General features: G+C 71.3%; 13 protein-coding genes and 1 pseudogene. 7 read left to right on the forward strand and 7 right to left on the reverse strand.

Annotation, left to right across the window (positions count from 1 at the left end; all coding sequences use genetic code 11):
- Positions 1–322 precede the first annotated feature (322 nt).
- The 3 genes and pseudogenes from OG584_RS22095 to OG584_RS22105 all read left to right on the forward strand — a co-directional run bounded on the left by OG584_RS22095 (position 323) and on the right by OG584_RS22105 (position 7,126).
- Entirely contained in the window at positions 323–829 is a 507-nt protein-coding gene (locus OG584_RS22095; RefSeq protein ID WP_405780303.1) for a DUF6912 family protein, read from the forward strand.
- Between the two features lie 124 nt (positions 830–953).
- Positions 954–1,619, forward strand: a pseudogene (locus tag OG584_RS22100) (HAD family hydrolase); the annotation flags it as partial.
- Positions 1,620–2,128: 509 nt separating this feature from the next.
- Complete coding sequence (locus OG584_RS22105; protein WP_405780305.1) at positions 2,129–7,126, forward strand: NAD-glutamate dehydrogenase; 4,998 nt, start codon at positions 2,129–2,131, stop codon at positions 7,124–7,126.
- 129 nt (positions 7,127–7,255) lie between these two features.
- On the opposite strand, the gene OG584_RS22110 is transcribed toward OG584_RS22105, so the two are convergent.
- Complete coding sequence (locus tag OG584_RS22110) at positions 7,256–8,056, reverse strand: ABC transporter ATP-binding protein (protein ID WP_405784221.1); 801 nt, start codon at positions 8,054–8,056, stop codon at positions 7,256–7,258.
- Positions 8,057–8,084: 28 nt separating this feature from the next.
- Positions 8,085–9,023 carry an ABC transporter permease gene (locus tag OG584_RS22115; protein ID WP_405780306.1) on the reverse strand — a complete coding sequence of 313 codons (939 nt, stop codon included), beginning with the start codon at positions 9,021–9,023 and terminating at the stop codon, positions 8,085–8,087.
- A 209-nt stretch (positions 9,024–9,232) separates the two neighbouring features.
- Between OG584_RS22115 and OG584_RS22120 the strand changes: the two genes are divergently transcribed.
- Both OG584_RS22120 and OG584_RS22125 read left to right on the forward strand, forming a co-directional pair.
- Positions 9,233–9,841 (forward strand): TetR/AcrR family transcriptional regulator, encoded by a 609-nt coding sequence (locus OG584_RS22120; protein WP_405780308.1) that lies wholly within the window; start codon positions 9,233–9,235, stop codon positions 9,839–9,841.
- A 308-nt stretch (positions 9,842–10,149) separates the two neighbouring features.
- Positions 10,150–12,153 carry a glycosyltransferase family 2 protein gene (locus OG584_RS22125; RefSeq protein WP_405780310.1) on the forward strand — a complete coding sequence of 668 codons (2,004 nt, stop codon included), beginning with the start codon at positions 10,150–10,152 and terminating at the stop codon, positions 12,151–12,153.
- Positions 12,154–12,248: 95 nt separating this feature from the next.
- On the opposite strand, the gene OG584_RS22130 is transcribed toward OG584_RS22125, so the two are convergent.
- The 5 genes from OG584_RS22130 to OG584_RS22150 form a co-directional block, all read right to left on the reverse strand.
- The gene (locus OG584_RS22130) at positions 12,249–13,049 is read right to left on the reverse strand and encodes a class I SAM-dependent methyltransferase (RefSeq protein ID WP_405780311.1); all 801 of its coding nucleotides are present in this window, start codon (positions 13,047–13,049) and stop codon (positions 12,249–12,251) included.
- A 322-nt stretch (positions 13,050–13,371) separates the two neighbouring features.
- The gene (locus OG584_RS22135; RefSeq protein ID WP_405780312.1) at positions 13,372–14,298 is read right to left on the reverse strand and encodes a carbohydrate ABC transporter permease; all 927 of its coding nucleotides are present in this window, start codon (positions 14,296–14,298) and stop codon (positions 13,372–13,374) included.
- Entirely contained in the window at positions 14,295–15,644 is a 1,350-nt protein-coding gene (locus OG584_RS22140) for a carbohydrate ABC transporter permease (protein WP_405780314.1), read from the reverse strand. Before OG584_RS22140 ends, OG584_RS22135 begins: the two co-directional genes overlap by 4 nt.
- Before the next feature lie 7 nt (positions 15,645–15,651).
- On the reverse strand, positions 15,652–17,031 hold the full coding sequence (locus OG584_RS22145; RefSeq protein ID WP_405780315.1) for an ABC transporter substrate-binding protein: 1,380 nt from the start codon (positions 17,029–17,031) through the stop codon (positions 15,652–15,654).
- Between the two features lie 154 nt (positions 17,032–17,185).
- Complete coding sequence (locus OG584_RS22150; RefSeq protein ID WP_405780317.1) at positions 17,186–20,659, reverse strand: FHA domain-containing protein; 3,474 nt, start codon at positions 20,657–20,659, stop codon at positions 17,186–17,188.
- A 450-nt stretch (positions 20,660–21,109) separates the two neighbouring features.
- On the opposite strand from OG584_RS22150, the gene OG584_RS22155 reads away from it, so the two are divergent.
- Both OG584_RS22155 and OG584_RS22160 read left to right on the forward strand, forming a co-directional pair.
- Positions 21,110–22,738, forward strand: coding sequence for a protein kinase domain-containing protein (locus OG584_RS22155; RefSeq protein WP_405780319.1), 1,629 nt, complete (start codon positions 21,110–21,112; stop codon positions 22,736–22,738).
- 249 nt (positions 22,739–22,987) lie between these two features.
- A complete protein-coding gene (locus OG584_RS22160; protein WP_405780321.1) occupies positions 22,988–24,268 on the forward strand; it encodes a serine/threonine-protein kinase in 1,281 nt (426 codons plus the stop codon).
- Positions 24,269–24,298: the final 30 nt, after the last annotated feature.

Raw genomic sequence — 24,298 nt, forward strand, 5'->3', positions numbered from 1 at the left:
GCGATACCGGGCAGTAGCTTCTGTTGAGCTTCTTCTACGGGGGACCCCGGAGCCGTGGCAAGGAAGGCGGACCTGCGGGGGCGGCGCCGTACGGGATCACCTATCCGGGTGACGGGGCAGCGCCACGGGCGGATGCGCCGCGGTCCCGGCGGCTGCGGGGTGGACGCCGCCGGGGGCTGCTCCCGGCACCACGAAGGGGGACTCGGTACGTATCCTGGGACCCTCTCCATCAGGCTTCATCAGGCACCACCGGGCTCCGTCCGGGCACCGTCCAGGTCATCGGACGCCCCCGGCGCCCATCCGACGACGAAAGCGGCCGGCCATGCGTGTGTACGTCCCACTGACCCTCTCCGGTCTCGCAGCGGCGCACGAGGCGGGCGAACTGGGTCCGGGCCCGCTGACGGCCTACGCCGTCACTCCCGGGCTGCGCGAGTGGTACGTCTCCGACGACATCGAGGAGCTGGAGTATGCGGCCCTCAGCCGGGCGGCGTCGGCCTCGCTGCGGATGCTGGCCGGGGCCCCGGACATCGCCCGCCGCCGGGTGGTCGTCGCCGCCGACGTGGCGGACCAGGACGCGGTCGCCGACCCGGACCGTGGCCTTGAGGCGGGAGCGCTCGGTGAGGTACGTATCGCTTCCGCCGTGCCTCTTTCGAAGGCGGCCGCCGTCCACGTCGACGCGGACGAGGCCGAGCCGGACATCACCGCGGCGGCCGGTGCGCTGGGTGCGGCCGACCACGGTGACGACGACGCGCAATTCACGGTGGACGGCGCGGAGGACCACGAACTGCTCTGGTTCGGTGTGCAGGAGATCCCCCACCTGATCGCCTGACAGACCCGTTGTCAGACCCCCCGCGTACGGTTTCCACTGAGCAGATCGCGAGGGGACCGGCCGTGACCGCGATTGGTCCGCGGCGGCCCGAGCGGTCTCAGGACAGAGCTGAACGGGGGCGGGCATGGGCGTTCAAGGGGAGTCGGGGACTCACCTCGTCTGGGATTGGAACGGGACGCTGTTCCACGACATCGACGCGGTGATCGAGGCGACGAACGCCTCGTTCGGGGAGATCGGCCTGCCGCCGATCACGCTGGAGCGTTACCGGGACCTGTACTGCGTGCCTGTTCCGCGCTTCTACGAGCGGCTGATGGGCCGGCTGCCGTCGGACGCCGAGTGGGCCGTCATGGACGAAGCCTTCCACCGGCACTACTGGGCGCTTGCCCGAGGAGCCGGGCTCACTCCGGGGGCGGAGCAGCTCCTCATGGAGTGGCAGGCATCGGGGTTCACCCAGTCACTCTGTTCGCTGGCGCCGCACGAGCACCTGATACCGATCGTGCGGACGCACGGGATCGAGCAGCGTTTTCTGCGGGTGGACGGCAGGACCGGCCCTTCGGACGGGGGCAAGGCGGAGCACATGGTGCGCCATCTGGCCGCTCTTGAGGGCATCGCACCCGGCCGTGTGGTGGTGATCGGTGACGCGGTCGACGACGCGGTGGCAGCCGCGTACGCCGGGGCGCGGGCGGTGCTCTACACGGGCGGGTCGCACAGCCGGGCCAGCCTGGAGACAGCCGGTGTGCCGGTAGTGGACTCGCTGGCCGAGGCGGTCAGGACCGCCCGGGAGTGGGCGCTCCGGCCTGCCGGTCCCGGCCGTCAGGCGGGCGGGCCGGGCGGCGCACAGGCGGACCCGCGGGACTGCGTACAGGCTGACGGGCAGGCCGGGGACATCAGCCGGAGTAACGGCTGAAGGACGGGCCGCGACGCGGGTCGCGCGCGGTCCGACGCCCAGGCCGTCAGGATGCGGACGGAGCTGGACGAAGTGTCGAAGTGGGGTGCCCCACTTGTACAGATGCGGCCCGTGACGTCCACCGGTCCCGGGGCGATAACCTGGGCAGGTGATCAGCGCGATATCTCGCGGGGGCATTGACGCCTCTGCCCCGCGCCCGGAGCACTACGGTGTCCGGGCCATCGCTGGCACCCCTCACCCGGACCGGCCTCCGAAAATGGCCAATAACGTCACGGGCATCTCTCATCGCGGCATAACGTCGACTTCGACCGGATACACGGCGTCGTGGTCGTGGCGTTGTACCGCTTCTTTCACCTACGTCACGCAACGGCGCGCGACAGGAGCCAGAGGACATGCAGACCAAGCTGGACGAACCCAAGGCCGAACTGCTCGCACGCGCGGCCCAGGTGGCTGAGAACAGCCCGGCCGGAGGACAACTTCCGGGCGGGTCCACGAGCGGGGGGAGTCCGGACCGGGACACTGTCCTTGCGTATCTCCAGCGCTACTACCTGCATACCGCCCCCGAGGACGTGGAGAACCGCGACCCCGAGGACGTCTTCGGATCGGCCCTCTCGCACTACCGGCTGGCCGAGAAGCGCCCGCAGGGCACCGCGAACGTCCGGGTGCACACCCCGAGCGTCGAGGAGAACGGCTGGACCTGCAGCCACACGGTCGTCGAGGTCGTCACCGACGACATGCCGTTCCTCGTCGACTCGGTCACCAATGAGCTGACCCGCCAGGGCCGCGGCATCCATGTCGTGATCCACCCGCAGGTCCTCGTGCGCCGTGACCTGACCGGCAAGCTCATCGAGGTGCTCGGCAAGGACGACAGCGACGATGGAGCCCATGACGCGCTGGTCGAGTCCTGGATCCACGTCGAGATCGACCGTGAGACGGACCGCGCCGATCTGAAGCAGATCAGCGCCGACCTCCTGCGGGTGCTCTCCGACGTGCGGGAGACCGTCGAGGACTGGGAGAAGATGCGCGACTCCGCGCTGCGCATCGCCGACGACCTGCCGGCCGAGCCGACCGCGGGTGATCTCGCCACCCGCGAGGTGGATGAGGCCCGCGAGCTGCTGCGCTGGCTCGCCGCGGACCACTTCACCTTCCTCGGCTACCGCGAGTACCAGCTGACGGACGACGACTCGCTGACCGCCGTACCCGGCACCGGGCTCGGTATCCTCCGCGCCGACCCGCACCACAGCGTCGACGAGGAGCACCCGGTCTCGCCGTCGTTCAGCCGGCTCCCCGCCGACGCCCGAGCCAAGGCCCGTGAGCACAAGATCCTCGTGCTGACCAAGGCCAACAGCCGCTCGACGGTCCACCGCCCCAGCTACCTCGACTACGTCGGCGTCAAGAAGTTCGACGCCAAGGGCAACGTCATCGGCGAGCGGCGCTTCCTCGGGCTTTTCTCGTCCGCCGCGTACACCGAGTCCGTGCGCCGGGTGCCGGTCATCCGCCGCAAGGTCGCCGAGGTCATCGAAGGCGCGGGCTTCACGTCCAACAGCCACGACGGCCGCGACCTGATGCAGATCCTGGAGACGTACCCGCGCGACGAGCTGTTCCAGACCCCCGTCGACCAGCTGCGCTCCATCGTCACGAGCGTGCTCTACCTGCAGGAGCGGCGCCGGCTGCGGCTCTTCCTGCGCCAGGACGAGTACGGGCGCTACTACTCGGCGCTCATCTACCTGCCGCGCGACCGCTACACCACCACGGTGCGGCTGCGCCTGATCGACATCCTCAAGGAAGAACTCGGCGGCACCAGCGTCGACTTCACCGCGCACAACACCGAATCCATCCTCTCCCGGCTGCACTTCGTCGTGCGGGTCCCGGCGGGCACCGAGCTGACCGAGCTCACCGACGCCGACGCCGACCGCATCGAGGCCAGGCTGGTGGAGGCCGCCCGTTCCTGGGCCGACGGTTTCGGCGAGGCGCTGACCGCCGAGTGCGGTGAGGAGCGGGCCGCAGAGCTGCTGCGCCGTTACGGGCAGTCCTTCCCCGAGGGCTACAAGGCGGACCACTCACCGCGCGCCGCTGTCGCCGACCTGGGCCGTCTGGAACAACTGCAGCCGGGTGAGAAGGACTTCGCGCTCTCGCTGTACGAGCCGATGGGCGCAGGCCCCGGCGAGCGCCGCTTCAAGATCTACCGGATCGGCTCGCAGGTCTCGCTGTCCGCCGTGCTGCCGGTGCTGCAGAGGCTGGGCGTCGAGGTCACCGACGAGCGCCCGTACGAGCTGCGCTGCGCCGACCGTACGCACGCCTGGATCTACGACTTCGGGCTGCGGATCCCGCAGATCGACGGTGCGGGCGGCGACCACCTCGCCGACGACGCCCGTGAGCGCGTCCAGGACGCCTTCGCCGCCACCTGGACGGGCGAGGCGGAGAACGACGGGTTCAACGCCCTGGTGCTCGGCGCCGGGCTGACCTGGCGGCAGGCGATGGTCCTGCGCGCGTACGCCAAGTACCTGCGCCAGGCCGGTTCGACCTTCAGCCAGGACTACATGGAGGACACCCTCCGCAACAACGTCCACACCACCCGGCTGCTCGTCTCGCTCTTCGAGGCCCGGATGTCACCGGGCCGCCAGCGGGCCGGCACGGAGCTGACCGACGGGCTGCTCGAAGAGCTCGACGGGGCGCTCGACCAGGTGGCGAGCCTCGACGAGGACCGCATCCTGCGGTCATTCCTCACCGTCATCAAGGCGACACTCAGGACCAACTTCTTCCAGAGCGCCGGCGGGAGCGCCGGCCGTCAGGGGCCCGGCGCCGCGGAGGGCAAGCAGGGAGAGGCCAGGCACCACTCCTACGTCTCCATGAAGTTCGACCCGCAGGCCATCCCCGACCTCCCCGCGCCCCGCCCGGCGTACGAGATCTGGGTGTACTCGCCGCGCGTCGAGGGTGTGCACCTGCGGTTCGGCAAGGTCGCCCGCGGTGGCCTGCGCTGGTCCGACCGGCGTGAGGACTTCCGCACGGAGGTGCTCGGCCTGGTCAAGGCGCAGATGGTCAAGAACACGGTGATCGTGCCGGTGGGCGCCAAGGGCGGCTTCGTCGCCAAGCAGCTGCCCGACCCGTCCGTGGACCGGGACGCCTGGATGGCCGAGGGCATCGCCGCGTACAAGACCTTCATCTCCGCCCTGCTCGACATCACCGACAACCTGGTCGCCGGAGAGGTCGTGCCGCCCACCGGTGTCGTACGGCACGACGAGGACGACACGTACCTCGTCGTCGCAGCCGACAAGGGCACCGCGACCTTCTCCGACATCGCCAACGAGGTCGCCGAGTCGTACGACTTCTGGCTCGGGGACGCCTTCGCTTCGGGCGGCTCCGCGGGCTACGACCACAAGGGCATGGGCATCACGGCCCGTGGAGCCTGGGAGTCCGTCGAGCGGCACTTCCGGGAGCTCGGTCACGACACCCAGACCGAGGACTTCACCACGGTGGGCGTCGGCGACATGTCGGGCGACGTCTTCGGCAACGGCATGCTGCTCTCCGAGCACATCCGCCTGGTCGCCGCCTTCGACCACCGCCACATCTTCATCGACCCGGCCCCGGACGCCGCGACCTCCTTCGCCGAGCGGCGCAGGCTGTTCGACATGCCGCGCTCCTCGTGGGCGGAGTACAACACCTCGCTGCTGTCGCCGGGCGGTGGCATCCACCCCCGCAGCGCCAAGTCGATCCCGCTCAACGCGCATGTCCGCGAGGCGCTCGGCATCGAGTCGGGGGTGTCCAAGATGACCCCCGCCGACCTGATGAAGGCAATCCTCAAGGCCCCGGTCGACCTCGTGTGGAACGGCGGCATCGGGACGTACGTGAAGTCCTCCACCGAGTCCAACGCGGACGTCGGTGACAAGGCCAACGACGCCATCCGGGTCAACGGTGAGGACGTGCGCGCCAAGGTCGTCGGGGAGGGCGGCAACCTGGGCCTGACCCAGCTCGGCCGTATCGAGTACGCCAGGTCGGGCGGCGACGGCTCGGGCGGCAAGATCAACACTGACGCGATCGACAACAGCGCCGGCGTGGACACATCCGACCACGAGGTGAACATCAAGATCCTGCTCAACGGGATGGTCACCGAGGGCGACCTGACCGTCAAGCAGCGCAACAAGATCCTCGCGTCGATGACCGACGAGGTCGGCGCGCTGGTGCTGCGCAACAACTACGCGCAGAACACCGCGCTCGCCAACGCCGAGTCGCAGGCCCCGTCCCTGCTCCACGCCCACCAGCGCTTCATGCGCCGGCTGGTCCGCGACGGACATCTGAACCGGTCGCTGGAGTTCCTGCCGACCGACCGCCAGGTCCGTGAACTGCTCAGTGCGGGCAAGGGGCTGAGCCAGCCCGAGCTGGCGGTGCTCCTCGCGTACACCAAGATCACTGCCGCGCAGGAGCTGATCGCCACCGGTCTGCCGGACGACCCCTACCTGCAGAAGCTGGTGCACGCGTACTTCCCCAAGCCGCTGCGGGAGAGCTACCCCGAGGCGATCGACGGCCACGCGCTGCGGCGCGAGATCATCACGACGGTCCTGGTCAACGACACGGTGAACACCGGTGGTTCGACCTTCCTGCACCGGCTCCGTGAGGAGACGGGCGCCTCGATCGAGGAGATCGTGCGGGCGCAGGCCGCCGCGCGGGAGATCTTCGGTCTGGCCGAGGTGTGGGATGCCGTCGAGGAGCTGGACAACAAGGTCGCGGCCGATGTCCAGACCCGCATCAGGCTGCACTCCCGCCGGCTCGTGGAGCGCGGTTCCCGCTGGCTCCTCGGCAACCGTCCGCAGCCGCTGGACCTGAGCGAGACCATCGCCTTCTTCACCGAAGGGGTGGCGAAGGTCTGGAGCCAGCTGCCGAACCTGCTCAAGGGCGCCGACCTGGAGTGGTACCAGGGCATCCTGGACGAGCTGACCGGTGCGGGCGTGCCGGAGGAGCTGGCAGGGCAGGTCGCCGGGTTCTCGGCCGCCTTCCCGGCGCTGGACATCGTGGCGATCGCCGACCGTACGGACAAGGACCCGATGGCCGTCGCCGAGGTCTACTACGACCTCGGCAACCGGCTGGCGATCACCCAGCTGATGGACCGGATCATCGAACTGCCGCGGGCCGACCGCTGGCAGTCCATGGCCCGCGCCTCGATCCGCGAGGACCTGTACGCGGCGCACGCCGGGCTCACCCTGGACGTGCTCGCGGCGGGGGACGGGGCGGCGACGCCTGAGGAGCGCTTCAAGGCCTGGGAGGAGAAGAACGCGTCGATCCTGGGGCGTGCGCGCACCACGCTCGACGAGATCCAGTCCTCGGACGCCTTCGACCTGGCGAATCTGTCGGTCGCGATGCGGACGATGCGCTCGCTCCTGCGTACGCACATCTGAGACGGCGGCGCCGGTGCCTCCCTGGTGAGGCGCCGGCGCGGGCGAGATGTATGCCGAACGGCCCCGGGCCGCCTGTAATTACATCAGGCGGCCCGGGGCCGTTCGGCATCCGCGCTGTTTCTTCCGCGGTTACTTCTTCTTGGTGAATTCCTCGTAGGCGGAGACGACTTCGTCCGCGGGGCCGTCCATCCGCATCGTCCCCGACTCCAGCCAGATGGCCCGCTCGCAGGTCTCCAGGATCGACTTGTTGCTGTGGCTGACGAGGAAGACCGTGCCGGCCGACTCGCGAAGTTCGGCGATCCGGTCCTGGCTGCGGCGCTGGAACCGCGCGTCGCCGGTGGAGAGCGCCTCGTCGATCATCAGCACGTCGTGGCTCTTGGCGGCGGCGATGGAGAAACGCAGCCGTGCGCCCATGCCCGACGAGTACGTACGCATCGGCAGTGAGATGAAGTCGCCCTTCTCGTTGATGCCGGAGAAGTCGACGATGTCCTGGTAGCGCTCGCGTACCTCCTCGCGGGTCATCCCCATGGCCAGACCGCCGAGGATCACATTGCGCTCGCCGGTCAGATCGCTCATCAGGGCGGCGTTGACGCCGAGGAGGGAAGGCTGGCCCTGGGTGTAGACCCGGCCGGACGCGGGAGGCAGCAGCCCGGCGACGGCCTTCAGCAGCGTCGACTTCCCTGACCCGTTGGAGCCGATCAGCCCGATGGCCTCACCCTTGTGAGCGACGAAGCTGACGCCTCGGACGGCGTGCACCTCGCGCACACCGGGCCGCGGCTTGCGGGTGACGATCCGGTTGAGGGCGGAGGTCGCGCTGCCCTTGCCCGATCCGGTGCCCTGGATCTTGTAGACGATGTGGAGGTCGTCGGCGATGACGGTCGGCGCCGCCGCGGCCTCCGCGTCCCGCGGTGTGCCGGGGAGCGGAGTGATGGTCGGGGTCAGTGTGCTCACCAGGTTCTCAGCCACGTCCGTACTGCTCCTCTGCCTTCCAGAAGTAGATGAAGCCGCCCACCCCGGCGACGACCGCCCAGCCGATGGCCAGCGCCCAGATGTGCGGGGGGAGCTGATTGGCGTGGTAGCTGTCGATGAGCGCGTAGCGCATCAGGTCGATGTAGACCGCGGCCGGGTTGGCCTGGAGCGCCAGCAGGACGAGGTGCGGCAGGTTGTCGTGCGCCAGCACCTTCTTGATGCTCCACATCACGCCCGAGACGTACATCCAGGTACGCAGGATGAACGGCATCAGCTGCGAGACGTCCGGCGTCTTGGCGGCGAGCCGGGCCATGACCATCGAGAGCCCGGTGTTGAACAGCGCCTGGAGGGCCAGCGCGGGGACCGCGAGCAGCCAGCTGGCCTTCGGGTACTCGCCGAAGCAGACCAGGATGACGATCAGGGCGCCCATCGAGAAGAGCAGCTGCTGGAGCTGCTGGACGGCGTACGCGATGGGGAGTGAGGCGCGCGGGAAGTGCAGGGCGCGCACCAGGCCCAGGCTGCCGCTGATCGCGCGGGTGCCGGTCTGGATCGAGTTGCTGGTGAACGTCCAGATGAAGACGCCGGTCACCAGGAACGGGATGAAGTCCGGGACGCCGTGGCTGGTGCCGAGCAGGACGCCGAAGATGAAGTAGTAGACGGCCGCGTTCAGCAGCGGCGTCATGATCTGCCAGACCTGCCCCAGCTTCGCCTGGCTGTACTGGGCGGTGAGCCGGGCGGTGGCGAAGGCAGTGATGAAGTGCCTGCGGCCCCAGGTCCGGCGGATGTACGTGACCAGCGTGGGACGGGCGCCGCTGATGGTCAGACCGTGAGCGGCGGCCAGCGCGGCCAGATCCTGGGCGGGCTGCGGGGAGACCCTCGGAACCGCCGCCTCCGTGGCGGGCGCGTTCCGGGCTGTCGTGGGGATCACAGCATTCGCTTTCGACGGAGTTCGACGGGTTCGACGCGGTTCGGCGAGGTCGGCGGTTCGATGACGTCGACGGGATCGCCCCGGGGGAGCGGGTGCGAGCGCCTGCGACATACGTCGCAACGGATCCGTATCGTCGTAACGTCGAGGCTAGGACGGAACGACGTCGAAACGCAACCGTCCCGTCGCGACGAATAGGTAAACTTCTCCCCATGGCATCCCCCGATTCCCGTACGCCCCGCCGAGCCCCCGCCGGAGCCGCCGTGCTTCGCGAGGACGTGACGGAGGCCATCCGTGCCGCCGTCTTCGAGGAACTGGCGGCGGTCGGGTACGCGCGGATGTCGATCGAGGCCATCGCCCGCCGGGCCGGTGTAGGCAAGACCGCCGTCTACCGCCGCTGGAAGTCGAAGCTCTATCTGGTCCTCGACCTGGTCACCGCCTTCGCGGCGCAGGGCCTGCCCGCGCCGGCCACCGGCTCTCTGTACGGGGACGTGCGCGCCCTGCTCGCCGTGGCGGCGACGGCGCTGCGTCACCCCGTCGCCTCCCAGGTGATCCCCGATCTGCTGGTCGAGGCCGCGCGCCAGCCGGAGATCGCCGACGCGATCAAGGCGGCACTGCTCGACAACCAGAAGGGTGTCGCCGCCGCGGTGGTCCGTGACGCGGTGGCCCGCGGCGAGCTGCCCGCCGACGCCGACCCGGCGCGGGCGCTCGAACTGATCGTGGGTCCGCTCTACTGGCGGCTCGCGGTGGTCAGAGAGGGCCTGCCCAAGGGCTATCTGGACGGGCTCGCCGCGGCCGCTGTGGCCGCGCTCAAGGCCTGACGGCGAGACGCTGGGCCGAGGGCGGGGCCGGGCCGCGGCCGCTTGTCACCCTCATTGCCTGCCGGTAGTGGAACCATGACTGTTGGTTTGCGCATATTTGTACGAAACTGACACGCCGAGGCCGTCGGCTCCATCGCGCCGGAACCGGCCCTGCCGTACGCCGCGTACCCGCTGAGCAGCGGCGGGACCCAGCACGCTCACCCCGGACACGGCAGTCCGACCCGGCGGGGTGAACGAGCCCGGCGATAGTACTGTGCACCCGCAACGAGAGATCGCCGGCGCAGAGCAGTGGGAAACGAGTGCACAGCATGACGGTCAAAGTCAGCGTGATCATTCCGGTGTACAACCCGGGCCCCTACATCGAGGACTGCGTCGCATCACTGTTGAGACAGACGCTTCCTGACGGCATGTACGAAGCGATCTTCGTCGACGACGGCTCCACCGACGGCACGGGTGAGCGGCTGGACCGGCTCGCCGCGGAACACCCGCAGGTGCACGTCGTCCACCAGGAGAACTCAGGCTGGTCCGGCAAGCCGCGCAACGTCGGAATCGACGCCGCCCAGGGCGAGTTCGTGATGTTCGTGGACAATGACGACTGGCTCGGCGACGAAGCGCTTGAGCGGATGTACGACTACGGCGTCGCGAACGACGCCGACATCGTCGTGGGCAAGATGGCGGGCAAGGGGCGGCCCGTGCCGCGCGAGCTCTTCCGCGTCAACCGGCCGCGCGCCAACGTCAGGAACGCCCCCCTGATCGACAGCCTCACCCCGCACAAGATGGTGCGCAGGTCCTTCCTGGAGGAGACGGGGCTGCGCTTCCTCGAGGGGCGCCGCCGTCTGGAGGACCACGTGTTCTTCGCCGAGGCGTACCTGCGGGCCAAGAACGTCTCCGTACTGAGCGACTACGTCTGCTACTACCACGTGAAGCGCGACGACGCCTCGAACGCGGGCTTCCGGCGCATCGATCCGGTGGGGTACTTCCACAACCTCAGCGAGGCCCTCGACGTCGTCGAGAAGTACACCGAGCCGGGGCCGCTGCGGGACAAGCTGTACCGGCGCTGGTTCCGCAACGAGATGATCGAGCGGATGCGCGGCGCCAGACTGCTGGCCACGCCCGACGACGGCTACCGGCAGGCGATGTTCCAGGAGATGCACAAGATCGCCGTGGAGCGGTTCGGGCCGGGCGTCTCCGCGTCCCTGCTGCCCACGCAACAGCTCGTCGGCGCGTTCATCAAGGCCGACCGCTACGAGGACGTCGAGTCCTTCGCCCGCTGGGAACGCGGAATCGCCGCACATGCCGAGCTCACCGGACTCGCGTGGGAGGACGGCGCGCTGCGGATGTCGTTCACCGCAGGGCTCCGGGCGGGGGGCGAGCCGCTCCACTTCGTCAAGGAGGACGGGAACGAACTGATCGGTCTGCCCGACGGCCTGAACAGTTCCGAGATGCTCGCGCAGCTCGGTGTGAATCCCCTCGCGGGCACCGGCAAGGCCAAGGTCGAACTGGTGGTACGGGAGCGGTCGAGCTCCGCCGAGTTCTACCAGCCCGTCGAGTTCACCAGGGAGCGCGTGGAGGGACCCGGGGCGGGCCAGTTCCGGCTGGTCCTGCGGGCGACGGGGACCGTCACCCCCGACGCCGCCGCCGGCGGCGCACCCCTCGGCGCCGGCATCTGGGACGTGCTGGTCCGCGTCCACCAGTGCGGGTGGAACAAGAACGTCAGGCTCGGCTCGGTGCGGACCGACGCGGTCACGGCCGGGCGCCGGGCGGCCCTGGTGGGCGAACCGGCCCGGATCGTCGTGCCGTACTGGACCGCGCCCCACGGCAACCTCTCGCTCGACGTCGGCACCACGACGAGCAGCCTCGCCCAGGACTACCGGAAGCTCGGAGTGCGGGAGAGCCGGGTGATGGACGAGCCGCTGCTGCTGGAGATGCTGCTGCCGCTGCACACCGAAGCCGCGGACGGAGTCCCGGCCGAGCTCCACCTCACCGACCGGAGGGGCTCGGGCGAGGCCGTGCGGACGCCGGCGAGGCTGCTCCCGTCCAAGGGGCGCGCGGGGACGGTCCTGTGTGCCGAGCGGCCCGGCGGGCAACTCGGCTCCGGAATCTGGGAGATGGCGGTGAGTGTCGGCGCGCAGAGCGGGCCGGGCACCCGGCTGCCGCTGGTGCTCGTGGCCTCGGGCGCCTCCGGCGCGCTGACGGTCCGTCGCCCGCGCGAGCGGCTGGCGCAGAAGCGGACCCGTCTGATGCGCACGCTGCGGCGCAGCGTCCTTGGGCGGGCGGTGCGCAAGGCCCGGCGGATGGCTGCCTCACGGTAGTGGTGGCGGCGGTGTGCGGGGCGCGGAGGGATCACCCTCCGCGCCCCGCACACCGCCGGCGTGCTGCCCGGCGGCTCCGGTCGCCGGCGAGCGGATCAGTAACCGCGCAGCGCCGCGAGCTCCCCGCGTACCGTCCGCAGGCCGGCGGCGCGCCCCCGCCGCCTGCGTGCCAGGACCGGCCAGATGCGCGAGCCGAGCAGGGCCTCGGGCTCGACGGCCTCCACCCGCTCCAGCAACGCCTCCGGGACCTTCTGCGGGTCCGGTGTCACCCACTCCTGGACGATCGCGTCGTACCCGTCCTTGAGGACGGTGTTGGCGGGGTCCATGCCGAACACCAGGAAGACACCGGTCGGCTGGGTGTCGACCTGGACGGTGATCAGGTCGGGCCGGTGCGCGGCCACCACCGGGATGAACTTGTAGACGTCCCCGGTCCACGGACCGGACGGCGTCACCCGTTCCCGGACGGCTTCCGCCTGGTTGCGCGGGAGCATGTCGTCGAGGACCACCACGCTCGACCAGCTGCTGAACCGCTCGGTGTTGATGAAGTCGCGCAGCGCGTACTCGAACAGGTGCATCCCGTCGATGAATGCCAGGTCGACCCGGTTCGAGCCGGTGTACGCACCGAACAGCGGGCGGCCGCGGCGGGCGTTGCGGAGCGGGTTGCGGCCGCTCATGAGATGGCCCATCGGCTGCCGGCCGGAGAAGAAGGAGTCGCTCGTCGACGTGACCAGCTGGAGGTCGCAGTGCAGCTTCGTCCGGATCTTCGGGGACGGGTCGACCGCGATACTGGGGACGCGGGAGAGGGCGAGGCTGCGCCCGTCATTGGTCCCGATCTCCAGATAGGTGCGCGGCTTCAGGACCGCGTGCAGCCGCTGCAGAAATTCGTGCCTGTGCATGGGGGGCTCTCTCACGTGGGGGGATGGCACATCGTGATCAAAAGGCCATGTCAGGCTTAACGAAGGCGTGATGTCGCAGTTGCGCCGGAGCCCCCACCGGCCGCCCGAACCACCCGTTCGGGCAGACGCCCGCCGCCGGCTCCGGCGTACGGGGCCCGCGGTTCTGGCGTACTGAACCTCGGGCCCGGCGTACGGAACCCGCCGGCGCCCGGCGTCACGCAGCGCGACGGGCCCGCCCCCGGATGTCCGGAGAGCGGGCCCGCCCGGTCGTGACCGGTTCCCCACCGGCGGCCGACCGGGGCCGCCCGACGGCCGGCCCCGGCTACTTGACCGCGCCCGCCATGACGCCGTTGACGAACTGCCGCTGGAACGCGAAGAACACCGCCAGCGGGATCACCATCGAGATGAACGCGCCGGGTGCCAGTACATCGATGTTGTTGCCGAACTGCCTGACCTGCTGCTGGAGCGCGACGGTGATCGGCGGGTGCTTGGAGTCCGCGAAGATCAGAGCCACCAGCATGTCGTTCCACACCCAGAGGAACTGGAAGATCCCGAGCGAGGCGATGGCCGGGCCGCCGAGCGGCATGACGACCCGGGTGAACAGCCGGATCTCTCCGGCCCCGTCCAGCCGCGCCGCCTCCAGGAGCTCCCTCGGGATCTCCGCGAAGAAGTTGCGCAGCAGGAAGATCGCGAAGGGCAGCCCGAACGCCACATGGAAGAGGACCACCCCCGCCGTGGTCTCGAAGAGCCCGATCTCGCCGAACAGCTTCGAGACCGGGATCAGGGCCACCTGGACCGGGACGACCAGCAGACCGACCACGATCAGGAACCACCAGTCGCGGCCGGGGAAGTCCATCCAGGCGAAGGCGTACGCGGCCAGCGAACCGATGACCACCACCAGCAGGGTCGCCGGGACGGTGATCATGACTGTGCTGAGCAGCGAGTCGGTGATGACCTTGTTGTCGAGGATCTTGGAGTAGTTGTCGAAGGTCAGCTGCGACGGGGCGGTGAAGATCTTCCACCAGCCGGACGCCGCGATGTCGGACGGCCCGCGCAGTGAGGAGAGCAGCAGGCCGATCGTCGGCATCAGCCAGAACAGGCCGACCAGTACGAGGAAGACCCGCATCGCCGTGCCCCCCGCGCGGGCGGCGATCCGGGAGGCCAGCGGTTCCCTGGCCTTCACCGCCTCGGCTGCGGGGAGCCGCTCTTCGGGTGTCCGGGGTGCGGGCACCTGCGCTTCGGCGGTCATCGGCGCCCCTCCTTCCGCATCCTGCGGATGTTGACGAGCATGATCGGGACGACCAGGAGCAGCAGCAGTACGGCGATGGCACTGCCGGTGCCCAGATCCGCGTCGGTACCGAAGGACGAGCGGTAGAGCTGGAGCGCCAGGACGTTCGCGTCGTCCTGTGAGGAGCCCGGTGCCACGATGAAGACCAGGTCGAAGATCTTCAGGACGTTGATCATCAGCGTGACCAGCACCACCGCGAGCACCGGGGCGAGCAGCGGAATGGTGATCCTGCGGAAGACCTGCCACTCACTGGCCCCGTCCACCCGGGCCTGTTCGAGGAGTTCCCGCGGGAGACCGGCTAGCCCCGCCGCGATCAGGACCATCGCGAAGCCGGCCCACATCCAGACGTAACTGCCGATGATCGACGGGGTGACCAGGGTGGGTCCGAGCCAGTTGACGCCGTTGTACGGTTCGCGGAAGTTCGAGTCGGGCAGCCGGAGCAGCGCCCCGTCGGCCTTCGCGGGCAGGGTGAACGTGCCGTTGGGCGCGGCCCTGGCGCTCGCCACCACCTTGCCGCCCTTCACGGCCTCGACCGTGACGCCCTTGAGGCCCAGCTCTTTGGGGTCTATGACGTTCGGCTTGCCGCCCCCGCCCAGGGTGAAGTCCAGCCAGGCGGTGCCGGTCACCGATCCGGCGGCTGCCTTCGGCGCCGCCGCCGGTTTCGCCGACGACGGCATTTTCGTCGGCAGGACGCCGACGAGCGGCAGCCGGACCGGGGTGCCCGCGTGCACCGGCTGCTTGGTGAGGAACGCGCCACCGCCGCCGGACTTCAGCGGGGCCACCGGCAGCGGATGTGCCCCCGGATACCCGGCCGACTCCGCGAAGGTGTCGTGCACCCCCACCCAGACGGCGTTGGCCACACCGCGCCCCGGGTCCTCTTCGTACACCAGCCGGAAGATGATTCCCGCCGCGAGCATCGAGATGGCCATCGGCATGAAGACGACCAGCTTGAACGCCGTCCCCCAGCGGACCCGCTCGGTGAGTACGGCGAAGATCAGGCCGAGCACCGTGGCGACGGTCGGTGCCACCACGACCCAGATCGCGGTGTTCTTGATCGCGGTGCGGATCGCGTCGTCGGTGAAGAGGGTCTTGTAGTTGTCGATGCCGATGAAGCTGGAGCCTGCCTGGTCGAAGAAGGACCGGTAGACCGAGTACCCGATCGGGTAGACCACGAGCGCGCCGAGCAGCACCAGGGCGGGCAGCAGGAACGCCACCGCCAGGACTTTACGTGTGCCTGTCACGCTCTTGTGCGGCTTTCCGGCGGGGGGCGCCCCGTCGAGGGCACCCCCCGCGACAGCGGAAGTCATCGCGGCGTCAGTTCTTGTACGCCTTGGCCGCGTCGGACTCCAGCTTCTGCTGGGTCCCCGCGATGTCCTTCGGGTTCTTCAGGAAGTCCTGGAGGTCCTTCCACTCACCCTTGCCCGGCGTACCGCCGAAGGACTGCGGTGCCTGGTCCGACATGTCGAAGCGGATGTCGTCACCCGCCGCGACCAGTGCCTTGGCGATCGTGCGCTGCACGTCGTTGGGGTAGGCCGACAGATCCAGGCCCTTGTTGGGCGATACGAAGCCGCCCGACCCGGCGGCGATCTTCGCCGCGTCCGTGGAGGCCAGCCAGGTCAGCAGGGCCTGTGCGCCCTTGGAGTCCTTGAGGATCACCGCGGCGTCGCCCCCGGTCACCACCGGGGCCTTGGCGCCCACCGCGGGGAACGGGAAGACCTTCGCGTCGGTCCCCACCTTCGCCTTGGTCTGGGCGATGTTGGTCTGCGCGAAGTCGCCCTCGAAGACCATCGCGCCCTTGGGCTGGTCACCGCCGGTGAAGGTCTGGGTGACCGATGCCGGGAACTCGGTCTGGAGCGCTCCGTCCGCACCGCCCGAGATGAGCGACGGCTTGCCGAAGAGCTGGGCGAGCGTGGTCAGCGCCGCCTTGACCGACGGGTCCGTCCACTTGATCTTGTGCTGGGCGAGCTGGTCGTACTTGTCCGGGCCCGCCTGCGAGAGATAGACGTTCTCGAACCAGTCGGTCAGCGTCCAGCCGTCCGCGCCGCCCACCGATACCGGTGTGACGCCCGAGGCCGAGACGGTCTCCGCGGTCTTGAGGAAGTCCGGCCAGGTCTTGGGCTCGCTCGCTCCGGCGTTCTGCAGAACCTTGGTGTTGTACCAGACCAGCGACTTGTTGGCGGCCTTGAAGTACACGCCGTACTGCTTGCCGCCGACCGCGCCGAGGTCCTTCCAGACCTGCGAGTAGTTCTTGTCCAGCTGCGCCTGCGCGCCCGGACCGGCCGGCTTGGCCCACTTCTTCGCCACGGCCTGGGTGATCGCGCCGACCTGGGGCATCATCGCCACGTCCGGCGGGGCGCCACCGGCGATCTTCGTCCCGAGGAAGTTGACGATCGGGTCCTGTGCGGGCACGAAGGTGACCGAAGCTCCCGTCCGCTTCTCGAACTCCTTCAGCACCTTGATGAAGTTCGCCTGCTCGGGGCCGGTCCATACAGCGGCCACTTCGAGCTTCGTACCGCTCAGCTTGGGCAGCACGACACCGGAGGCGGACGCCCCGCTCCCCGCCGGTTTGCCGCCCCCGCTGTCCTTCTTGCCGTCGCTGTCGCTGCCGCATCCCGCGGCGAGAACGAGCGAGCCCGCGGCCACCACTGCCAGAACGGTCCTGCGTGAACGTAGAGCTGTGCCTGTTGTGCGCATCTGCCCCGACCTCTCCCATGCGCGTGCGGTCGGCGCGCCCATGACATCGGCGACGCCGTTGTCCCGTGAGCACAGTCCTACGCCGGGTCACTCCGGCGCCGCAATACCAGGCATCGGGTCAAGTATCCGATCGTGATGGGCCTGTGACGTTACGTCAGACATTCAGGGAGGCTATGGACACCGCGTCCACCGACCTGGCGGCCCGCTCCAGGGCGCTGGCCAGCAGGGCCAAGTCCGTTGGCCCGTTTCCGAGTTCACGTACGGGCCGACGGGCCGGCGGGTCGCCCATCCGCTCCCACTCCAGGGGCACGACAGTGGGGCGCAGCGTCGCCGTACGCGGGATGCGGCCGGTCACCCTGCCGCCCTGGAACGGGGTCACCCCGCGGTCGGGGCGGCCCAGTCTGCCCCGGCCGGGCGACGGCGCGTCCGGCGTGGTGGAGGACGGCGGAGCGTCCAGGACCACCCGCAGCCGGCTGATCCTGGCCAGCTCGGTGTCGGCCGTACGGTCGGGCCGGGCGGAAGCCGCGATCAGGTGGACGCCGAGACGCTCACCGTCCCTGGCCACCGCCTCCAGCGCCCGCACGACCGAACCGGCCGTGGGGCGTCCGGGGCTGCCGAGCGCCGGTGCGACCAGCGCGTCGAAGTCGTCGACGATGACGACCAGCCGGGGGAGCGGCGTGGGACCGGGCATCGGGTCCGCACGCGGACCGGACTGACGCAGCCGCAGCGTCCCGGTGTTCGACGGGTCGATGTCGCCGCCCTGCTCGGTGGGGCTGGGCTGCCGCTGGCCGACCAGCCGCTCCGCCAGCTCACGGGTGCGGTGCCACTCGGCGAAACCGCCCGAACCCACCAGCTCGGCCCGGCGCTTCAGCTCGGCGCCGAGTGCCTGCGCGAACTCCCGCATCCGGACCGGGTCGGACGCCACCAGATAGGTCGATGCGTGCGGCAGCTCGGTGCAGGCCCGCAGGCCGTCACCGCGCTCGCCGCCCGCGCCGTCGACCAGGATCAGCCCGAGCCGGTCCGGCCGGGCGGCTGCCGCCAGCGAGGCCGCGGCGGCGCGCAGCAGCTCCGTACGCCCGCTGCCCGCGGGGCCCTCGATCAGCAGGTGCGGTCCCTCGGTGGCCAGGTCCACGGTGACGGGACCGCGTGGTCCCGCGCCGAGCACAGCCGTGGCTTCGGCCGCCGTGGCCCAGCGGGCCATCAGGGACGCGGGGGTGGCGCGGGCCAGTCCCAGCTCGTCGAGCAGCCGGGCCGACGGCGGCAGCGCCGCCGCCTGCCGGGCCGGGGTGGCGTCGGCCGACGCGTCCGCGCGCAGCGGTGCCAGTGCCCGGCCGAACCGCTCGGCCCAGGCCGCCGACACCGCGTCGACCACCGCGAAGGTGCCGCGGTTCGCCGCCTGTCCGCCGCCGGTCACCGGATGGATGCCGCGCGTGGTGCGCAGCAGCCGCAGCGCGGTGGCCACATCGCCGCTCAGCAGAGCGGCGGCGCCGCATTCGCGGAAGGCGAGAGAGGCCGCGCAGGCCGCCTCGTAGGTCGTCTCCAGCGGGGACGCGGGGGACGCGGGAGCCGTCTCGGCCAGACAGAGGACGTGGACTCCGCAGGCGGTGCCCGCCGAAGCCAGCCGTGCGGTGGTCTCGCGCAGTGCGGCCGAGCCGGGGTCACCGTCCACGATCAGTACGGTGTTCGGGCCGTCGTACCGCTCGGCCGCGGCCGAGACGGCCCCGGCGTCGGCCGAGGCCCAGCCGGTGCCGAGCGGGCCGTCGTCCAGGCGGCGTACCAGCTCGGCCGTGCGGGCGGCCGCCTGGTCCCTGTCGTACGCCAGCAGGAGCCGGCAGTCCTGGCCGTGGGCGGGCCGCACATGCGGCAGCCAGCCGAGCCAGCCCCAGTCGGACCTGCGCGCCTCCAGCGGGCGTGCCCGGTCCGTGCTGATCAGCACGATCTCCAGATCGGTGGGGGAGTGCAGGGCCGCGAGCTGGGCGACCGCCGAACGGGCCAGCCCGGCGAGCCGGTCGCGCGGGCCCGCGAGCCCGAGTGAACCGGCCTCGCGCAGCGAGACGGTCACCGGCACGGCCGGCACCACCCCGACGCCGTTGGGGCCGGTCCTGTCTGCTGTGCCGAGCCGGATGACGAGAGCCTCACCGTGGTCTGCCGTGCGCTCCCACAGCCTGGGGCCGGGACCGAGCGCGGTGAGCAGCAGCGCGGCCGGATCGGGCCAGATGTCCGCGCCCGGGACCGCGCTTGCACGGGCGGGGGCGGTGCCGGCGGAGCCGGCCGTGGGCGGTGGCGGGTCCACGTGTACGGCTTCGGGCCTGGCACCGGCGAGCCTGCGTGCCCAGGCCCCTATACCGCCCCGCCTGCGCGCGCCGTCGTCCGCGCCGGGGACGCCGCCGGCCTCACGTGCACCGCTCCCGTCGGACCGGCCTTCAGCGGACGGGCCGGTGCCGCGGGTGGGGCCCTCGTCGAAGCCGTCCGATGCGCGCTCGTGGGACTCCGCACCACGGTCGGGCCGCAGCTTGGTGCCGCGCGGGGGCGTGCCCTGGCGGCCCCGGGAGGTGAACCCCGGGTCCTGGGCGTAGGCGGCCGCCGCTTCGTCGTAGAGGTTGCTGTACGGGTCGTGCTGCTGCTGGGCGTCCGCCGCGCCGGCACGGCGGGACCCCGGCGCGCCGCCCTGCTCCGGGATGCGGGCGTCGGCGTGGGCCGGGTGCCCTTCGGGACCGGTGCCCTGAGCGGGCACCGACCCGTAACGCGGCTGCTCCGCCGGCCGCTGGGCGGGTGTGTCACGGGCGGCCCCGTAGCCGCCCGGCGCAGCCGGCCCCGGTGAGCCTGTCCCCGGGGCGGCCTGCGCGTCCGGTCCGCGACGAGCGGCCGCGCCGGGACCGGCGGACGCGCCGCCGATGAAGCCCGTGCCGGCGCCGGTCGTGGTGGGACCACCGCCCCGGGCGCCGCTGTCCGGGTGCTGGGCCGCGCGGTCGAGGGCGACGCGCAGATGGCCCTCGCCGTCCGGGACCGCCGCCACCTCGCCGCTGTGGGGCCCGCCGGCCGCCGGGGTGATCCGCAGTGCCGACTCACCGATCCGGAGCAGGGACCCCGGAGTCACCCGGACCGGGTCGCCGCCGACGCCCGAACCGTCCAGCGTCGTGCCGTTCGTCGAGCCGAGATCGGTGACCGACACCCGGCCGTCCTGCTCCACCGTCACGGTGCAGTGCATCCGCGAGACGTCCGGGTCGTCCAGCGGGACGTCCGCTTCGGCGGAGCGTCCGATACGGATGCGGCCGCCGTGCAGCAGATGGACACCGCCCGCGTCCGGCCCCGCGACCACGTGCAGCTGGGTGGCGGAATCGTCGCCGCCGTCGGCCTCGTCGGCCGGGACCTGGAGGGAGAGCACTGCGCCGTCCACCAGCGGGGGCTCACCGAGCGCGGAGCGCTGCAGGTCGAGCCGGTGCCCGCCCGCGTACAGCACCACGCTGCCGGACCCCGGGCCTTCAGGACCGGCGACAGCAGTGGCGAGCCCGGACGCGACGGTGGCGAGCGCGGCCCCGGCGGGGGCGGTGACGAGCACGTCGCAGGAGCGCGTCCCGGACGCGGATCGGCCGCTTCGCGGCGCGAGGACGGTCAGCCGGATCTGCATAGCCGTCAGCGGTCCCTTCTGCGGAGGGTGCCTGGCAGGAGCCGCCCTGTGATCTCCCCCACCCGGCAGGTCGGCACGGATCGCGGGACTCCCGACCCCACAACTCCGTGCTGGAGGCATCCTCGCATCTGCCACTGACAACACGCCCGGCGGTCACTGCCAAGTGATCTTGAATGGTCGGCTCTGGACGTAAAAGTGCCTGGTTGGGATCGCGCCTGACCTGCCAGGAGGTACGCCGCGGCAACCATCTGGACGGTGTTCGCGTCTTCTCTTCGAACACAGCTGGAACACCCTGCGCGACGCCGGCCCGGTCACCATCGGGAACACGGCGGGAGCGGCTCCGGAAGATCGTCGGCCAGTGCCCCCGCGGGCGGCACTAGAGTGGGGCGGACATCCGGGCGGGGGGCCGGTGGACCAGGCAAAGGACGACGATCACAGGGAGCGCATGACGTGCGGCCCGTAGGCAGCAAGTACCTGCTCGAGGAGCCGCTGGGACGCGGCGCCACGGGCACCGTCTGGCGCGCCAGCCAGCGGGAGACCGCGGGCGCCGAGGCGGCCGTCGCGGGCCAGCCCGGCGAGACGGTGGCGATCAAGGTCCTCAAGGAGGAGCTGGCGAGCGACCCGGACGTGGTGATGCGCTTCCTGCGGGAGCGCTCCGTCCTGCTGCGGCTGACCCACCCGAACATCGTGCGGACCCGGGACCTCGTCGTCGAGGGCGATCTGCTCGCCCTCGTCATGGACCTGATCGACGGCCCCGATCTGCACCGCTACCTGCGGGACAACGGTCCCTTCAGCCCGGTGGCCGCCGCACTGCTCACCGCCCAGATCGCCGACGCACTCGCCGCCAGCCACGCCGACGGGGTCGTCCACCGCGACCTGAAGCCCGCGAACGTGCTGGTCAAGCAGGACGCCGATGGTCAGATGCACCCGATGCTCACCGACTTCGGCATCGCACGCCTCGCGGACTCGCCGGGCCTCACCCGTACCCATGAATTCGTCGGCACGCCCGCCTACGTCGCACCGGAGTCCGCCGAGGGCCGCCCGCAGACGTCCGCGGTCGACATCTACGGCGCGGGCATCCTGCTGTACGAACTGGTCACCGGACGGCCCCCGTTCGCGGGCGGCACGGCCCTGGAGGTCCTCCAGCGCCACCTCAACGAGGACCCGCGCAGGCCCACCACCGTCCCCGAAGCGCTGTGGACCGTCATAGAGCGCTGCCTGAGCAAGGACCCGGACCGCCGCCCCAGCGCCGAGAACCTGGCCCGCGGACTTCGTACCGTGGCCGGGGGGATCGGCGTGCACGCCACCCCCGCGCAGGTCGCCGCAGCTCTCGGTGTGGGCGCACTGCTCGCACCGGACCCGGCGCCCGCCGAGGTCCCCGGGACGCCCGGCGCCGCCGACCCCACCCAGGTCCTGCCGAACAACGCGGGCGGGTACGACCCGAACGCGCACACCAGCGTGCTGCCGAGCACCGGCGCGGCCCCGGGCGGGCCCGGCGCCGCGGACCCGACCGCGGTGATGCCGCCCGTGCCGGGCCGCTCGCCGGACCAGCCCGAGCAGCCGCACCCCTGGCAGAGCCAGCTCAGCGCGGCCCGCGACCGCAGCGAGCAGACCCAGGTGCAGTACCTGGCCCCCGAGCAGGACCCGCTGCGCCGCCGCCCGCAGCGGCCCCAGCAGCAACAGCCCCCGCGCGACCGGCAGCCGCAGCAGTACCCGCCCCAGCAGCAGCGGCCGCAGCAGTACGCACCCCAGCAGCCCCAGCAGTACGCGCCGCAGCACCGGCCCCAGCAGCCTCCGCAGCAGCAGTACGCACCGCCGCAGCAGCCCCCGGCGCCCGCCCCGCGCGAGCCCCGGCCGCCGAGGCAGCGCAGCGCCAACCCGATGAAGATCCCCGGACTCGGCTGCCTGAAGGGCTGCCTCGTCATGGTCGTCATCCTCTTCGTGGGGTCCTGGCTGATCTGGGAACTGACGCCGCTGCAGGACTGGATCGGCACCTCCAAGAGCTTCATCTCGGAGATCTCCTCCGGCTTCGACTCGGTCCGGGACTTCGTCAAGGGCCTCGGCGGGTCCGGGAACTGACAGCACGGTCCGGTTCCGTCGCCCGCACCCGCGGCCCTCTCCCGGGGCCGTACCGGACGGCCTGTCTGTATACATGTCGACTTCTGCGGAATGAAATACCCCCGCAGAAGTGAGGGTTCGTGCCATCCGGGGCACTGAACACCCCGATGCCCGCGTATTTTGGGGAGCCGGGGACCGCCCGGGACCCTGCGCCTGTCCACGGAGCAGCAGCCCCGGACAGGCACAGCGCCAGCCGCTGAGGGAGCAGTCTTGGCACGGAAGATCGGCAGCCGGTACACCGCGCACCAGATCCTGGGGCGGGGGAGCGCCGGCACGGTGTGGCTGGGTGAGGGGCCATCGGGGCCCGTCGCCGTCAAGCTGCTGCGTGAGGACCTCGCTGCCGACCAGGAGCTCGTCGGCCGCTTCGTGCAGGAGCGCACCGCGCTGCTCGGCCTGGACCACCCGCACGTCGTCGCCGTCCGGGACCTCGTCGTGGACGGCAACGACCTCGCCCTCGTGATGGACCTGGTCCGCGGCACCGATCTGCGCACCCGGCTCGACCGCGAGCGCCGCCTGCGTCCCGAGGCTGCCGTGGCCATCGTCGCGGACATCGCGGACGGCCTCGCCGCCGCGCACTCCGCGGGCGTCGTGCACCGCGACGTCAAGCCCGAGAACATCCTGCTCGACATGCAGGGCCCACTCGGCCCCGGTGGCTCCCACCCCGCGCTGCTCACGGACTTCGGTGTGGCCAAGCTGATCGACGCCCCGCGCCGGGCGCTCCCCGCGGGCCCGGCCGGCCCCGGCCGCCCGCAGGCCTCGAAGATCATCGGTACCCCCGACTACCTCGCCCCCGAGATCATCGAAGGCCTGCCGCCGCGCGCGTCCGTCGACATCTACGCGCTGGCGACGGTCCTCTACGAACTCCTCGCGGGCTTCACCCCCTTCGGCGGCGGACACCCGGGCGCCGTCCTGCGCCGCCACGTCACGGAAACGGTGGTGCCGCTCCCCGGCATCCCCGACGACCTCTGGCAGCTGCTGGTCCAGTGCCTGGCCAAGGCCCCCGCGTCCCGGCTGCGCGCTTCGGAGCTCGGCGAGCGGCTGCGTGAACAGCTCCCGCACCTCGCCGGCATCCCACCGCTCGACGTGGACGAGCCGGACGACTCGGAGCCAGGGGAGCAGCCGTACGAGGAGAAGGCGTACGAACCGGCCGCGCCCACCGAGACCCGCCGACGCGGCGCTGTCCCGCTCGTCCCCGGCTCATCGGCGGACTCCAACCGGGACACCCACACGAGCATGCGTGTCCCGGCCCCCGACGAGCTGGCCGGTGGCCCCCTGGGCACGGCCCGCGCCCCCCGCTCCCCGAGCAGGCCGGGCTCCGCCCGCCACCGTTCCACCGCCGAGGCGGTGCGCAAGCGCCGCATCAAGCTGGGCGCGGCGGCCCTCGTGATCGCCGCCGCGGTGGGCGTCGGCGGCTGGCTGGCCACGTCGTCGGGCGACGACGGCGGGCGGGCCCCCCAGGACAGCCACCAGTCGGCGCCGTCCGGACCGTAGGGGCACCGGCGGACCCGCCCGGCCGATCAC

Source organism: Streptomyces sp. NBC_00859, assembly GCF_045161865.1.
In the GTDB taxonomy this organism is placed as follows: domain Bacteria; phylum Actinomycetota; class Actinomycetes; order Streptomycetales; family Streptomycetaceae; genus Streptomyces.